Consider the following 15,137-nt stretch of genomic DNA (forward strand, 5'->3'; position numbering starts at 1 on the left):
CTTTCTGGTGGACGATACAGGACTCGAACCTGTGACCCCCTGCACGTCAAGAGCTATGGTAACTTTTTTCTAATATTTTTTACCTGTTTCTAGTGATTTTCGTTCCATTCCATTTGCTTTTTAGCACTTTCCGCTTGCAGGGTTTCCACGTGTTCCACGGCTGTCTGTGACTGGTTGTGTGGTCAGTTTCTTCGGCCATCGGAGGAGTAGACAACATGGCTTTTCTCGCCTCCGTGGTTTTAGCACACTGTTAACAAAGAGAAATAAGCAAACCTTTACGTCGGGTCTTTCGGCATGATCCATATACTACTGCCGTGGGTACGCTTCTCTTGAATGGTCAGACAAATAGCTCTCTAAAACAGATGGACATCAATTCAACGTCTTATCGTCTGTACTGACCAATTGAAATTGACGTTCTGTTTCTGGTAAAGGCTGTGCTTATCAGAGCAAAAAAGAAGTGCAGCCCATAGTAGTAGGAACATGGTGCAGGTTTGCTCTTTATATCTTTACATATACAGGTTCCTACAGATTACTTCAACTTCTTCTCTTCTTATCATTTCATGAAGCATTTCAACTTTTGATGCAATTCTAGCCCTATGCTTCAAGAATTTCACTCCCGGGACAAGTGAATATAATGATTCCAAAAAATCTATCTCCTTTTGATAAGCTGGAACTAAGCTCCCACTACCACTCCAATGGTTAGGTATCAGCCTCAGCTCACTGAACGTTTCATAATCCTGATTGTTATCCAAAAATACTTTTATCGCATTTCTTCGCATATCCTCGTCAAGTTCACAAACAAGCTCGAAAATGTTCACTATTTTATCAGACGACAAATTATCAATAATAATATGACTCAACCATTCTCGCTGATGCTCTTTAATAATAGTGTCATTTTCTGCTTGTGCCAGAACATTCATAAAAGCATACTTGATTTTCCAGCTATACATCTCACCTCCTGGAAAATGGTAAAAAATATAATCAAAATATTGCTTATAGTTTTCCGACTTCCATAAAACACCGTTTCTGTGATAATCAAAGTCTAAGTGTTTTTCTGCTCGTTCCCAAAAAACTTTTGAATACTCTTGAATCCAACTTTCTCCTAATGATAGGAATTCGATCAAGAAAACTCCTTTTAAATCTTCAAGTCTGCTCTCCTTTAGCATATAGAAATATATTTCTTGCAAAAGCCCCTTGTTGCTTTTGAATAACTCTAGCACCTCTCTAGGCGTGTAAACTTGATCGTGAAACAACAACTCAAAATATATCCCTACGATATAAGGACTATAATTACGTTTACCATAAATAATAGCACAAGCTCTAGGATAAATATCGGGCTCAATGTTTAAGAACTTATCCAAAAATCTTAGTCGTCTATACGTAGATGATTGTATGGACTGGTCAGAATCGCTATTCAAGAAATCCAAAAGTTCTTGCATCATCTCTGGGACAACTCTCTGGTCTGGCAAAGTTTCAAAGAAACTAAACAGCCATTCATTCTTCTGGGGGAAATCAGCTTGTTTAAGATAAGATAGCAGCTGACCAGAATCCATACTTCGGTTTAGTACTTCTAATACCAATTTTGGATGAATCGTAATATTTCCTCCATATTGAATGAAAGCCCCCATAAACTCTCGCATACAAGCTTCATCAAATTGCTGAATAATTAATTCAAAACCTTCATTGATACTATATATACCATGCTTTGCCGATATATCTGACACAATATTATTCATTTTTTGAATTAAGCTCGGAATATCAGACATCACAATATTCCTTCCATATTCCGATAGCAGTGCATTTCTCTTGCTTTCATACTCTTCATATTTCAGTCCAGAGGACAAATAATCGTTTTCTAGGATCTGATATAACCCCCACTCATCTGTCGTCAATAATTCAGCCCATTTTTTACCGTATTCCACATTCATCTTTTTGCCATTGGTCAATAGTCTTTGAACAGTTTTAAGATAGCATATTCGATCACATCGCAAGATAGATAATAGCTGCTCAATGTATTCGACTTCCCAAGACACAATATCATAATCAGGTTTTCCATGAAGATATCCAGCATACGAATCGAGGAATAGCAATACACGATCATTCCAACCTCGATCTGAAGCAAGCACTATCAACATTTTCCAGCATATACTTCGATATGCAATAACTCCGTCCGATTGTTTAATGTCCATATGATAGAACACAAGTTTATGCCCTCTTTCCATTTCAGTATGACGAAATGAAAAGCCCAATAAATAAGTAGCCCACTGAAAGCCAACCGCCATTGCAGTAGCATTTCCTTCTAAGACCTCACTAAATATGTAGTCAGATATTTTCTTTTGGTTCCAATACTCATACTTATAGGAAGACCTATCTATACCATAAGAATTTTCCAACCATTTATATCCCGAAACAAGGGTTTCCGCTGTTTTCGAACAGTATTGCAAAAGCATCTCTATAACATACTGGAGATAATCACTGCCCTCGTATCCTTCCAAATACTCTAATACAGATTCATCATAGCAGAAAACATTCTTAGAAAAATCTACAGTACAAGCATTAAATTCTTCTGAATTAATACTTTCTATTATCTCCTGGGCCAGAAGAAAAGCTTCCTCCGGTCTAAAAACATGAAAGTCCTTAACAAATTCATTGTAGCATGTGTCACGAGAAGCTTTTAGATTGTCCCAAACTTTCAGTATCTCTTGTTTACAATATGCTCTAGTTTCACTAGATTCAAATAGATTAAGAATTGTACAAATGCTCTTCATAACACCATTGCGAAAACACTTATAACCTGTTTCTAAAACACCAGAAAGAGGAATTAGTTTTTTCTCGAAAAAAACATAGTACAGCATATAGTTTGCCAAACACTGATCAGATAACGTTGCAACCTGATCTAGTTGAATTTCGACAACCTCCAGTTTAGACAAACATAATATTTTTTCCTTAAAGTTTTCAGAAGTGATTCCATAATAATCCAGCAAGTCTTGAAGCGCCGACATGTTGTTCAATACCACCGCATTTATAATCGATAAAACACCTGCAGTAAAGCAAAGATCTTTATCAATTCCCAAAGAACCGCTTACATACTTTTCATAATATGCATCATATAACTGCGAAACATCTTTGATTGCTGTCAAATTTTGTTTCTCAATGGCCAGTTTCCCAGCCATATATGCAATCCTTGGATTACCTTCCGCAATGCGGATAATTTGTTTAACATAATCTTCATTGTAGATTTCCAGATTATTAAGGAATCCTCTAATCTCATCATCTGTAAAAGCAGGTATTTCAATGGTTTGAGGAAATGCATACTCTTTAACTGCAGAAAGCACCTTCCCCTTGGCATAATCTCTGACGGTTACAATAACCTTCACTTCATAGCCAAGATGCCCCTTTGTTGTATATGCAAGAATTTGACTTATATCTGCCAATTCATTTGCATCATCAATAAAGAAAAGATACTTTCCTGGCTGTTCAGTAGCAGAAACTAAGTCATCATAAAGCCCCAAATTGTTATTTTTCACACATAACAATTTATATCCCTTAGTCAAAGCTACATCTCGAATTACTTCTAAAACTAGTCTCGTTTTTCCAACTCCTGCTTTACCAGTAACGACTACTATAGGCTCCTTATCTAAAGCACTAATGATCTTTTCCTTTTCATTCTCTCTATATTGAAAAACAGTATTCAGAGGTGCTGCCATGCCATTTGCATCATACTGAGCAACAAAATCATCAACCGATAGGATTTGATTGGTGTCGATGTTTAATCCTAGATAATCTTTTGCTAAGGAACGATAACGATTATGCACTTGATTTGCAAGCTCATCGATTCCCCAAATTGTTAATACTATTCCTTGAGCTTCACACAGGTCATGAAGTGCTTTGTCATCTCCCGCACTTAGGTTTGAGGATGTATGGCAACATATAATTTCTTCAATATCCTCTGTCTTTAGTCCCGTTTTGGAGGTATCTAAACACTTATCAATATCTTCCCTAAGTTTAGAAAAGATACTTGTCTTCTGAATCGTATATGCTACGAATACATATTTACCGTTTTCTTTTCGAAAATATGTGTCTGGATTTCCTATGGTAGTATTACCTGTACCTGACTCCATACCATAACCATGTACTTTTCCATATCCTTGTTTAGAGATCAAGGTATCACAAAACTCCTGAAACGGAGCTGGAGCCAACTCTAGGATTCTTCTTTTTATATCTGTAATCTTAGGCATTGCATTCACTCCTTTTTTAATTTATCGTCGATTATTCTCTGTTTTTTGTTATCTAAAGTGCACATTTAGGTCGATAGTGATTTTTCAAGGCCAATTTCATAATGTGTAATGGTGTTGAAAAACTGCAATTGCAAGGGTATATCTAAACCATCACCTGCGCAACCGAAATTTTTTTCTAAAATCTAAAGAGCTGCTTTCCGTAGTACACTTCTCCCACTCCCCTGCTATACAACCAGCTACCAGTCTCCCATGTAGCTAACACAGAAGTCACGAACCAACTGTAAAATTATTATAGTAAATGAGTTCAGGAAACACAAGGTATCGATGCATTTCGACATACTGTGAAGCACAAAAACATCTTTAATCCGTTGGAAGTATCCCCTGTCGTGTATATATCGCCCCTCAAAACAATTTCGATACACTGTTATCAAAGATAAGAATATCATTCCATTAAGCATTCCAGCCCGGCCCGTCGTTCATTCGGGCCGGGCTGCTCTGTGTTTTCAGTTGTTCCGCTCTGAACTGCCCCCCATACCCCAGGCCAGCCAACCACTAGATCAGCCCTATTTATGGGATTGTTGCAGCTGCGAAAATGACCCTTGTGTATCATCAAATGGCATAATATAATGATTTCTAGAGAATCGGAAACCGTCTTCCGGCACATTGAGAGACCCGCCAAGGACAGCCAGTCGGAAGGCGATTTTGCCGGACTGTTTGATGACTTCGATGTGAACAGCAACAAGCTGGGGGCCACGGTAGCTAAGCGAAATTAAAAACTGGTGAAGCTGTTAGTGGTCGTTTCCAACATAACCTTAGATCGGGTTCTCGGCCGTTGAATACGATGATAGAAATTGACAAGATTATTGCAAGAATCGAGGTGTAACTCCATGCAGGACAAAGAAAATAAGTTGATTCGTTCTTCCGCTGCAGAGTACCTGACCTTTGTAGCCGCTACCGGTGATACACAGCAGAGCTTTGAAATGCGGTACGAGGACGAAAACATCTGGCTGACACAAAAGATGATGGCGACGCTATATGATGTGACCATCCCCACCGTCAACGAACACATCAAAAAAATCTATAAAGATGGCGAGTTGACGGAGCAGGCAACTATTCGGAAATTCCAAACAGTTCAAACCGAGGGAACCAGGCAGGTTTCCCGTGAGCTTACTCACTATAATTTGCAGATGATCATTGCGGTGGGCTTCAAGGTCAACAATGAAAGAGCGGTCCAATTCCGCAAGTGGGCAAATGGAATCGTCAAGGATTACACCATCCAGGGCTGGGTGATGGACGAGGAACGCCTGAAAAACGGCGGAACAGTTCTGACCGAGAAGTACTTTGAGAAACAGCTGGAGAAAATCCGGGAAATCCGTCTTTCTGAGCGGAAGTTTTATCAAAAGATCACCGATATCTATGCCACTGCGCTGGACTATGACCCCAGCGCCAAAGCCACCCGCAGATTCTTTGCAGCAGTACAAAACAAGCTGCATTACAGCGTCCATGGGCAGACAGCGGCAGAGGTGGTCTACAACCGTGCGGATGCCGAGAAAGAGCATATGGGGCTGACAAACTGGGACGGATACCCCGATGGAAAAATCCATAAATCCGATGTGGTAGTGGCAAAAAACTACCTGACAGAAGAAGAGCTGCACCAGCTGTCACGGCTGGTATCCGCTTATCTGGATTTGGCGGAAATGCAGGCGGAACGGAAAATCCCCATGACCATGGCGGACTGGGAACAGCGTCTAAATGGGTTTTTGACCATGTGGGATCGGGACGTGTTGCAGGATGCAGGGAAAATCTCGGCGGAAATGGCGAAAATCCACGCAGAAACAGAGTTTGAGAAATACCGCATTGTGCAGGATCAGCTCTATACCAGTGATTTTGACCGCTTCATGCTGGAGCACGGTGAGGGAATCATGGAATAAGACGGTTGGAGGAACTGATTCAGCAGCTTTGCCCGGATGGGCGCAGTTCGTGCATATCGGCAGAGTTGTACCTTATCGCCGTTTACAGAACGATTTTAGTACACTGTTATCAAAGATAAGAAAACCTCGCAAAAAGCAGGAAGGCCCGGCCCGTGAATTGACACAGGCCGGGTTATTCCATTTAGTCAAATCCTTCGAAATAGCGATTTTGAGTCAAAAGAGAATAGAGATGTTTTTTCAGCTCTGCTTCCCCAAACCAGTCACACGCATCCAACAAATCTTCCTGAATATCCCCTACATAGGCGCTCTGAAATAGCTGGCGGGCCAGACGGTCATCATGTTTCAGTTGTTTCAAAAGAGGAACCTGAACAAACTGATTTCGGCACAGATCGCACATATCCCATCTCAACAGCTGCTCGGCCACCTCCGGTTCCTGGAGGTGGCTTCCTGCTGTGTCCAACAGCAGCTTCATCATCTGAACTGCGGTCTGGGGGTCGCTGTCACCGACTTCACATAGGAGATCCTGGGTGTCCATATCCTCCAGCTCCTCCGCCGTCCATCGCCGGACAGCATCGGGGAAGTCCGCAATCAGCAGATCCCGGCAGGCCCACTCGTTTTCGGAGAAGTCCCAGCGGCGCACCATATCCACCAATTCTGTGCGGGTAAAATGGCGTGGCGGAGGCGTGCTGTCCTCCACAGAGACGGTGAAACTCAACGTAATTTTGGGTGTACTTTTTTTGGGGGCCAGCTTGGCCTGTTCAGATGGAAACAGAGAGGAAATGTTCCCAAAATCCCCACACCAGCCACACTCCCAGCGGTTTCCCCGCACCATGACAGGACTGCCGCAGTGCGGACATCGGATTGTTGCCATACACAAGCCCCCTTTCTTTACCACCATTGTAACCGTTATCTCCCGACGTGGCAAGTGTGGTGCCGACAGACGAAAAAGAAATTTACCTTGATGTAGTTGCAATACGTCTACGCTCATGTCAGCGATGAAATGCGCCAGAGAGCCGCTGACCGCATCGACCGGGGCATTGCCGGGGTGGAGCCGCCCCTCAATCCCAAGCCCAACAGGCCAGCCACAGCCACCCCCTTCCAGGCGGTGAAAGGCAAATACCGCAAGCCGGGAACCGGCTGTGTGAGCCAGATCAACGATCACCTCTGGGAGGGACGCTACTCCCCCAAGGTCAACGGCAAGCGCATGGCCCGAAACATCTACGCCCCCACGGAGGCGGAGTGTGAGGAGAAGCTGGCAATACTGATCGCTGAAATGAAACAGGAACTGGCAGCGCTCAAAGCCAGGCGTCCGGCAGTCTAAAAGAAGAAGGCAGCCCCTCCGGAAGGATGGCTTCCGGAGGGGCTGCTTTTGATCTGTCTGTGACTAACCTGTGGTCAAAACGAATATGTGGTCAAAGCCCGTCCCGTGAACACCTCGAAAAAGTAAAGAAAAACCGCTGTTTTCTTGCGAAAACAGCGGTTTTTATGGTGGACGATACAGGACTCGAACCTGTGACCCCCTGCACGTCAAGCAGGTGCTCATACCAGCTGAGCTAATCGTCCATTGCTCGCGGGAACGAATGCTATTATACATAATACTCCCTTTCTTGTCAACACCTTTTTTTCATGTTATACTTTTTTTATTCTATCCCGAGGTGATCGTATGAAATACGCTCTGATAACCGGCGCCTCCGGCGGCATCGGCGCCGCCACGGCCCGGGCCTTCGCCCAGGCCGGGTACGGCGTGGCCATCCACGCCCACCGCAACGTGGACAAGCTCCACGCCCTGGCCCAGGAGCTCTCCGCCCTCTCCGTGCCCGTGTTGGAGGTGTGCGCCGACCTGTCCGATCCCGGCCAGGCCAAAAGCATGGTTGACAATGTGTTAGAAAAATTTTGTCAACTTGACATTTTGGTTTGTTGCTCTGGCCTGTCCCATGTGGGTCTGGTCACGGACATTGACCCCCAGCAGTGGAAAACCCTCTTCGGCGTCAACGTGGACGGCATGCACTACTGCTGCCAGGCCGTACTGCCCCACATGGTCCACCGCAAAGAGGGGTGCATCCTCACCGTTTCCTCCATGTGGGGCCAGGTGGGCGCCTCCTGTGAGGTGGCCTATTCCGCCACAAAAGGTGCCGTCATTGCCTACACCAAGGCGCTTGCACAGGAAGTTGGCCCTTCAAATATTCGGGTCAACTGCATCGCCCCCGGCGTCATCGCCACCGAGATGAACGCCCATTTATCCCCCGAAGATATGGCCGCTCTGGCTGACGAGACCCCCTTGGGCCGCATCGGAACGCCGGAGGAATGCGCCACCTGTGCCCTGTTTTTGGCCTCGGAAGGGGCCTCCTTTGTCACCGGTCAGGTGCTGGCTCCCAACGGCGGCCTGGTAATCTAAGACATTTTGTCGTCAGTATGCAATACAATGGCCGTCCCACGTGGACGGTCATTGTTCATTTTATAGGTTGACAATCTTGTGGCCCAGGTCTATAATTGTCAACAATCTTACCGATTCTCTTGCAGCGTGTTAAATCGGTAAAATGGGAGGTTGTTACAATGAAAAAGAAGCAGATTGCAGCGATGCTCATGGCAGGCGCCATGTGTATGGGTATGCTGGCCGGCTGCGGCAACAAGGACAATACAGGCAGCAGCGACTCCAACGTGTTCACCGTGGGTGTGGTGGGCCCCCTCACCGGAGACGCCGCCATTTACGGTACCAACGTGGTCAACGCCGCTCAGATTGCTGTGGATGAGATCAACGCCCTGGGCGGTGACATCCAGTTCCAGCTCATCTCCGCCGACGACGTCAACGACCCCGAGACCTCGGTGAACGCCTACAACCAGCTGATGGATAAGGGCATGCAGATGCTGGTGGGCACTGTCACCTCCAAGCCCGCCCTGTCCGTGTCTCCTCTGTCCAATGAGGACCGGGTGTTTACCCTCACCCCCTCCGCCTCCGGTGACGACGTCATCGAGGGCAACGATAACACCTATCAGGTGTGCTTCACCGACTCCAACCAGGGCAGCCGCTCCGCCCAGTACATCGACGAGCACTTTGACGACGCCAAGATCGCCATCATCTATAAAAATGACGATCCCTATTCCCAGGGCATCCGGGACACCTTCGCCGCCGAGGCCAAGACCCGGGGCATGGACGTGGTCTATGAGGGCACCTTCGACAGCTCCAGCCAGACCGACTTCAACGTGCAGCTCACCGGCGCTCAGTCCGCTGGAGCCGACCTGCTGTTCCTGCCCATCTACTACACCCCCGCCTCCGTCATTCTGACCCAGGCCAACGCCATGGGCTACGCCCCCACCTTCTTCGGTGTGGACGGTATGGACGGCATTTTGACCGCTGACGGCTTCGATGCCTCTCTGGCTGAGGGCGTGTATCTGCTGACTCCCTTCTCCGCCGACGCCCAGGACGAGGCCACCCAGAACTTCGTGGCCGAGTACAAAGAGCGTCACAACGGCGAGACCCCCAACCAGTTCGCCGCCGATGCCTATGACGCCGTGTACATCCTCTACGAAGCCATTAAGGCCTCCGGTGTCACCCCCGACATGTCCAACGAGGAGATCTGCGACGGCCTCATCCAGGCCATGGGCGATCTGTCTGTGGCGGGCCTGACCAGCGCCGGGTCTGAGATGACTTGGGACGACAACGGCGCCGTGTCCAAGGACCCCGCCGCCGTCATCATCAAGGACGGCACCTACGTCACTCCCTGACGCAACCATCCAATCCGAATAAAACACAGGGCAGGCTGCCGGGCTCCGGCAGCCACTCTGTATTTCTATCCCAGAAGCCGGCACGGAACCCCTTCCGTTCTGGCTCCTGGAATAGAGGAGAAAAAGAGAGGATCGAGAGCTTATGGAATTTCTATCATACCTGATCACCGGTATTAGTCTGGGCAGCATCTACGCCATCATCGCCCTGGGCTATACCATGGTGTATGGCATCGCCAAGATGCTCAACTTCGCCCACGGCGACGTCATCATGGTAGGCGGCTATGTGGCCTTCTACTCCATGACCTATGCCAGCGGCTCCCTGTTGGGGGATTCTCCCTCGGCGGTGGCCACCGGGCTATCCACGCTGGTGTGCGTGCTGCTGGCCATGGCCGTGTGCACGGTGCTGGGCATCGTCATTGAGGGCCTGGCCTACCGCCCCCTGCGAGAGGCGGGGAGCCTGGCGGTGCTCATCACCGCCATCGGCGTGAGCTACTTTTTGCAAAACGCCGCCCAGCTGCTCTTCGGGGCCAACCCCAAAAACTTCACCCCCGTCATCAGCGGACAGCTGACCTTGTTCGGCGGCCAGCTGCGCATCTCCTATGTGGCTCTGCTCACCGTGGCCGCCTGTATCGTCATCATGGTGTGTCTGACCCTGTTTACCAACCGCAGCAAGATGGGTAAAGCCATGCGGGCCTGCTCCGAGGACAAGGGCGCGGCTCAGCTCATGGGCATCCACGTCAACCGCACCATCTCCATGACCTTTGCCATCGGCTCTGCTCTGGCCGCCATCGCCGGGGTGCTGCTGTGCTCCTACTCCCCGGTGCTGCTGCCCACCACCGGCTCTATGCCCGGTATCAAGGCCTTTACCGCCGCCGTGTTCGGCGGCATCGGCTCCATCCCCGGGGCCTTCCTGGGCGGCATTCTGTTGGGCATCATTGAGTCCATGGCCCAGGCGTACATCTCCACCCAGCTGTCCAACGCCATCCTCTTCGCCGTGCTCATCGTGGTGCTGCTGGTGAAGCCCTCCGGCCTGCTGGGCAAGTACGTGCCTGAGAAAGTGTGAGGTGGCGGATATGAAAAACTACTTCAAAAACATGAAAGCCATCACCAAGGTGGACTACGCCACCTATCTGGGCGTCATCGCCGCCTTTGTGATCGTGACCCTGCTCCAGTCCGCTGGAATGCTCACCCGCTCCATGACCGGTATGCTGGTGCCCATCTGCTGCTACATCTGTATGGCGGTGTCTCTGAACCTCACCGTGGGCATTCTGGGTGAGCTGTCCCTGGGCCATGCAGGCTTTATGAGTGTGGGCGCCTTCTCCGGCGTCATCGTGTCCATGAGCCTCCAGAGTTCTGTACCCAACGAGCTGGTCCGGCTGGTGCTGGCTCTGGTGGTGGGCGCCATTCTGGCCGCTGTGGTGGGCTTTGTGGTGGGTATCCCGGTGCTGCGTCTCCGGGGCGACTACCTGGCCATTGTCACCCTGGCCTTTGGCGAAATCATCAAGGGCATCATCAACTGCCTGCTGGTGGGCTGGGATGAAAACGGGCTCCACATCGCCCTGAACATCGACGGCACCAAGACCATGGACAGCCTGCACCTGGAGGAAGGTGCCATTCAGATCATCAAGGGCGCCCAGGGTGCCGCCGGCAACCACCGCATTGCCACCTTTACCGCCGGCTTTGTGCTGGTGATGATCACCCTCATCATCGTGCTCAACCTGGTGCGCAGCCGCACCGGACGGGCGGTCATGGCCATCCGGGACAACCGCATTGCCGCCGAGAGCGTGGGCATCAACGTCACCAAATACAAGCTCATCGCCTTTGTCACCTCGGCCGCTCTGGCAGGCGCGGCCGGCGCGCTGTTCGGCCTGAACTACTCCAGCGTCAGCGCCGACCAGTTCGACTTCAACACCTCCATCCTGGTGCTGGTGTACGTGGTGCTGGGCGGTCTGGGCAACATCTGGGGCTCCATCATCGCCACCGTGGTGCTGTACGTCCTGCCCGAGGCCCTGCGTGAATTCTCCGACTACCGCATGTTGGCCTACGCCGTGGTCCTCATCCTGGTGATGCTGGCCACCAACAACGAACGCTTCAAGGCGGCTCTGAGCCGTGTGATTCCCAAGAGAAGAAAGGGGGCCGCCGTCAATGGCTAAAAAGGTATTTGAAAAAGGGAAAATGGTCCCGGTACCCAGCCACTCCATCATCCCTGAGCGTGACCTGTACAAGTCCCCCATTCTGGAGTGCAGCCACTTGGGCATCGACTTCGGCGGTCTGGCGGCGGTGAAGGACTTCAACATCACCGTGGGCCGCACCGAGATCGCCGGACTCATCGGCCCCAACGGCGCCGGCAAAACCACCGTGTTCAACCTGCTCACCAAGGTCTACCACCCCACCCGGGGCACCATTCTGGTGGACGGCATGGACACCGCCGGAAAGACTCCCGCCCAGGTCAACCGCATGGGCATCGCCCGTACCTTCCAGAATATCCGGCTGTTTAACAACCTGTCCGTGGAGGACAACGTGAAGATCGGCCTCCACAACCAGACCCGATACAATGCCCTGTCCGGCATCCTCCGCCTGCCCAACTACTGGAAACAGGAGAAAATGGCCCACGAGAGCGCCATGGAGCTGCTGTCCATCTTCGACATGCAGGATCTGGCGGGTCACAAGGCCGGTTCTCTCCCCTACGGTGCCCAGCGGCGGCTGGAGATCGTCCGGGCCCTGGCCACCAACCCCTCTCTGCTGCTGCTGGACGAGCCGGCGGCGGGCATGAACCCCTCCGAGACGGTGGAGCTGATGGAAAACATCGTGAAAATCCGTGACACCTTCCAAATCGCCATCATGCTCATCGAGCACGACATGAACCTGGTCATGGGCATCTGCGAGGGCATCTGTGTGCTCAACTTCGGCCAGATCATCGCCAAGGGCACCGCCGAGGAGATTCAGAACAACCCGGTGGTCATCGAGGCCTATCTGGGCAAGCAGAAGGAGGGCTAAGGACCATGCTGAAAGTCAACAACATCAACGTCTATTATGGCGCCATCCACGCCATTAAAGGGGTGTCCTTTGAGGTCAACGACGGCGAGATCGTCACCCTCATCGGCGCCAACGGGGCGGGTAAAACCACCACCTTGCAGACCGTCTCCGGCCTGCTCCACTCCCGCACCGGCTCCATTGAGTTTATGGGGGAGAACATCATGGGCCAGCCCGCCCACAAACTGGTGGGCAAGGGCCTGGCCCAGGTCCCCGAGGGACGCCGGGTCTTCCTCCAGATGACAGTGGAGGAGAACCTGGAGATGGGCGCTTACAGCCAGCCCAAGTCCTCGGTGGCAGGTGGGCTGGAACGGGCCTATGAGCTGTTCCCCCGCCTGAGTGAACGCCGCCGCCAGGTGGCGGGCACTCTGTCCGGCGGCGAGCAGCAGATGCTGGCCATGGGTCGAGCCCTCATGTCCAACCCCAAGCTGCTGATGCTGGACGAGCCGTCCATGGGTCTGGCCCCCATCCTGGTGGAACAGATCTTTGACATCATCCGCTCTCTCCACAAGGCGGGCACCACCATTTTGCTGGTGGAGCAGAACGCCCAGATGGCCCTGTCCGTGGCCGACCGGGCCTACGTACTGGAGACAGGCAAGATCGTCTCCACCGGCACGGGCGCCCAGCTGCTCAATGATGAATCCGTAAAGAAAGCTTACTTGGGCGGATAGCCCTCCGAAATATGCAAGCATATTTCGGAAAAAGTTGCAGCCCGCTGCATGCACCCTTGGGTCAAAGGACGACCCAAGGCCACACTGGCGGGCTGAGAGGTGTTTTTTCCGATGCACATGTCCCCGAAAAAAACGGATTTCAATTTATTTTCCCGCCCCCGGGCGGGAAAACTCTGCCGAGGGCTTTTTACCCATAAAAGATCATTTATTTTTCTTGGTAAACTTGTGTTTTTTCCCCATCTGAGACGATGCAGAACCGAACTGAAGTGACCCCCAAAAGTTAGACAATATTTTCTATCAAAAATTGCCCTTTACTTCCTCTCTGCTCCATGGTATAATTTGTTAAAGCATCCAAATTTATAGGGCGTATGAGGTGATTCCCATGTACAATTCCTACAGACACTTTTTAGAGCAGTTTGGAGTCATTTACAATCACAGAAAGGAGCACATTTATGAATAAAAGAGCATCCGTCGCAAGTAAAGTGATCGCCAGCCTTCTCTTGGCAGGAATGTTGGCCTCTCACGCCTTCGCCTACTCCACTCGGTCTATCAATACCGGAAGCTACACATACCGAGGTAACATCTACGATGTCGTTGTAGACGAAAAAGTGTTTTCATTTTCTCAATCCACCACCACAACCTTGACCTCTACTTATGAAACCACCGTCGATCCTAACACATCAGCACATAGTATAACTGCATATATTCAAATTGTATATAAAGGTCTCTTCGGGCTTTATAATGCGGCAGTAACGACATACAGCTGCACTGACACCAACATTTACAATAACCAGTCCTTTATGTCCACAAAGTCCTTCACTGGAAAGAATTCCGCCCCCCTAACTAGCCACACAGACTACTATTTCCGATACAATGTTCATGGCGGCACAAATGAATATTATAACCATCTCTTTGCTCAAGCTGGCTAATTTTTGTCATAAGGGGGTCTTTTCTCATGCCTGTCACCTATACATATTTGGGCCGTGGGCTGATTACCCACATGATCTGCGGGGTATTTCTCCTGTTCTTCTGTATACGAGAATATAAAAGAACCCAGAATCGGCTGCGGGTGGTCGGCATGGCCGCCTTAGTGTTAACTATGTACCAGGCTAGCTGTTCTGCGCTTCTCGGCTTCCCCCTTGGAATGGAGGATCCCCTGGCTCAATTCCCTAATTATTCCCAGGTCTTTTTCCCATACTTTAAGGAAAACCTACTCAGCCTCCTCGAGCATCCCAGTTATATGTTGGAAATTCAGGAGGCCAATCGGTTCTTCCTCCCTGCCCTTTTGCCCGGAGTTCTGCTGACCCTGATGTTACGACCTCCTAGAAGGATCACTCGTTTTCTCCTGTATACTGGAATATTCGTGGCCTACTACCTGGTACACTGGACCATCATCATTCTTCTTACCCGGACTTGGTACACGATTACCGGAATCGATTTGATTTATTTTGTCGTTGCTATGCTCATCGGTTGGTGTGTGGGGCGGCTCATTCTTCGCCTTTGGCCCGCTTTAGGGGAGCGTTTGGAGATTGGGTGCTGAT

At 49.8% G+C, this 15,137-nt stretch carries 12 protein-coding genes, 1 tRNA gene and 1 pseudogene; 11 read left to right on the forward strand and 3 right to left on the reverse strand.

The features are described 5' to 3' along the window. Positions 1 to 506: 506 nt before the first annotated feature. A complete protein-coding gene (locus tag E0L15_RS02155; RefSeq protein ID WP_168124408.1) occupies positions 507 to 4,238 on the reverse strand; it encodes an ATP-binding protein in 3,732 nt (1,243 codons plus the stop codon). 644 nt (positions 4,239 to 4,882) lie between these two features. Here E0L15_RS02155 and E0L15_RS02160 point away from each other — a divergent pair. Both E0L15_RS02160 and E0L15_RS02165 read left to right on the forward strand, forming a co-directional pair. Then, a pseudogene (locus tag E0L15_RS02160) lies at positions 4,883 to 5,008 on the forward strand (type I restriction endonuclease); the annotation flags it as partial. Between the two features lie 117 nt (positions 5,009 to 5,125). Further along, on the forward strand, positions 5,126 to 6,169 hold the full coding sequence (locus E0L15_RS02165; RefSeq protein WP_206020532.1) for a virulence RhuM family protein: 1,044 nt from the start codon (positions 5,126 to 5,128) through the stop codon (positions 6,167 to 6,169). A 181-nt stretch (positions 6,170 to 6,350) separates the two neighbouring features. Here E0L15_RS02165 and E0L15_RS02170 read toward each other — a convergent pair whose 3' ends face one another. After that, positions 6,351 to 7,142: a hypothetical protein gene (locus E0L15_RS02170; RefSeq protein WP_206020533.1), complete on the reverse strand. Its 792-nt coding sequence runs from the start codon at positions 7,140 to 7,142 to the stop codon at positions 6,351 to 6,353. Here E0L15_RS02170 and E0L15_RS02175 point away from each other — a divergent pair. Beyond that, positions 7,137 to 7,490, forward strand: a complete 354-nt coding sequence (locus E0L15_RS02175; RefSeq protein ID WP_243155357.1) for a hypothetical protein — start codon at positions 7,137 to 7,139, stop codon at positions 7,488 to 7,490. The two genes, E0L15_RS02170 and E0L15_RS02175, sit on opposite strands and share 6 nt — an antisense overlap. A gap of 165 nt (positions 7,491 to 7,655) precedes the next feature. Here the strand turns inward: E0L15_RS02175 and E0L15_RS02180 are convergent. Continuing rightward, positions 7,656 to 7,732: transfer RNA gene (locus E0L15_RS02180), tRNA-Val, on the reverse strand. Positions 7,733 to 7,832: 100 nt separating this feature from the next. On the opposite strand from E0L15_RS02180, the gene fabG reads away from it, so the two are divergent. The 8 genes from fabG to E0L15_RS02220 all read left to right on the forward strand — a co-directional run bounded on the left by fabG (position 7,833) and on the right by E0L15_RS02220 (position 15,136). Next, positions 7,833 to 8,564, forward strand: coding sequence for a 3-oxoacyl-ACP reductase FabG (gene fabG / locus E0L15_RS02185; protein ID WP_168124410.1), 732 nt, complete (start codon positions 7,833 to 7,835; stop codon positions 8,562 to 8,564). Between the two features lie 158 nt (positions 8,565 to 8,722). Next, positions 8,723 to 9,892 (forward strand): ABC transporter substrate-binding protein, encoded by a 1,170-nt coding sequence (locus E0L15_RS02190; protein ID WP_168124411.1) that lies wholly within the window; start codon positions 8,723 to 8,725, stop codon positions 9,890 to 9,892. A 142-nt stretch (positions 9,893 to 10,034) separates the two neighbouring features. Then, a complete protein-coding gene (locus tag E0L15_RS02195; protein ID WP_087232669.1) occupies positions 10,035 to 10,955 on the forward strand; it encodes a branched-chain amino acid ABC transporter permease in 921 nt (306 codons plus the stop codon). Positions 10,956 to 10,965: 10 nt separating this feature from the next. Continuing rightward, complete coding sequence (locus E0L15_RS02200) at positions 10,966 to 12,045, forward strand: branched-chain amino acid ABC transporter permease (RefSeq protein WP_168124412.1); 1,080 nt, start codon at positions 10,966 to 10,968, stop codon at positions 12,043 to 12,045. 22 nt (positions 12,046 to 12,067) lie between these two features. Next, entirely contained in the window at positions 12,068 to 12,889 is an 822-nt protein-coding gene (locus E0L15_RS02205) for an ABC transporter ATP-binding protein (RefSeq protein WP_243155359.1), read from the forward strand. Between the two features lie 5 nt (positions 12,890 to 12,894). Then, the gene (locus tag E0L15_RS02210; RefSeq protein WP_168124414.1) at positions 12,895 to 13,596 is read left to right on the forward strand and encodes an ABC transporter ATP-binding protein; all 702 of its coding nucleotides are present in this window, start codon (positions 12,895 to 12,897) and stop codon (positions 13,594 to 13,596) included. Between the two features lie 452 nt (positions 13,597 to 14,048). Next, positions 14,049 to 14,525 carry a hypothetical protein gene (locus E0L15_RS02215; protein WP_168124415.1) on the forward strand — a complete coding sequence of 159 codons (477 nt, stop codon included), beginning with the start codon at positions 14,049 to 14,051 and terminating at the stop codon, positions 14,523 to 14,525. A gap of 26 nt (positions 14,526 to 14,551) precedes the next feature. Continuing rightward, a complete protein-coding gene (locus E0L15_RS02220) occupies positions 14,552 to 15,136 on the forward strand; it encodes a hypothetical protein (protein ID WP_168124416.1) in 585 nt (194 codons plus the stop codon). Position 15,137: the final 1 nt, after the last annotated feature.

Origin of the sequence: Pseudoflavonifractor sp. SW1122 (genome assembly GCF_012027765.1) — a bacterium.
Taxonomy (GTDB): domain Bacteria; phylum Bacillota; class Clostridia; order Oscillospirales; family Oscillospiraceae; genus Enterenecus; species Enterenecus faecium.

Bases quoted from the DNA above. Each gene is read 5' to 3' on its own strand.
- E0L15_RS02155 (WP_168124408.1), bottom strand. From the start codon at position 4,238: ATGCCTAAGATTACAGATATAAAAAGAAGAATCCTAGAGTTGGCTCCA.
- E0L15_RS02165 (WP_206020532.1), top strand. From the start codon at position 5,126: ATGCAGGACAAAGAAAATAAGTTGATTCGTTCTTCCGCTGCAGAGTAC.
- fabG (WP_168124410.1), top strand. From the start codon at position 7,833: ATGAAATACGCTCTGATAACCGGCGCCTCCGGCGGCATCGGCGCCGCC.
- E0L15_RS02190 (WP_168124411.1), top strand. From the start codon at position 8,723: ATGAAAAAGAAGCAGATTGCAGCGATGCTCATGGCAGGCGCCATGTGT.
- E0L15_RS02195 (WP_087232669.1), top strand. From the start codon at position 10,035: ATGGAATTTCTATCATACCTGATCACCGGTATTAGTCTGGGCAGCATC.
- E0L15_RS02200 (WP_168124412.1), top strand. From the start codon at position 10,966: ATGAAAAACTACTTCAAAAACATGAAAGCCATCACCAAGGTGGACTAC.
- E0L15_RS02205 (WP_243155359.1), top strand. From the start codon at position 12,068: ATGGTCCCGGTACCCAGCCACTCCATCATCCCTGAGCGTGACCTGTAC.
- E0L15_RS02210 (WP_168124414.1), top strand. From the start codon at position 12,895: ATGCTGAAAGTCAACAACATCAACGTCTATTATGGCGCCATCCACGCC.
- E0L15_RS02215 (WP_168124415.1), top strand. From the start codon at position 14,049: ATGAATAAAAGAGCATCCGTCGCAAGTAAAGTGATCGCCAGCCTTCTC.
- E0L15_RS02220 (WP_168124416.1), top strand. From the start codon at position 14,552: ATGCCTGTCACCTATACATATTTGGGCCGTGGGCTGATTACCCACATG.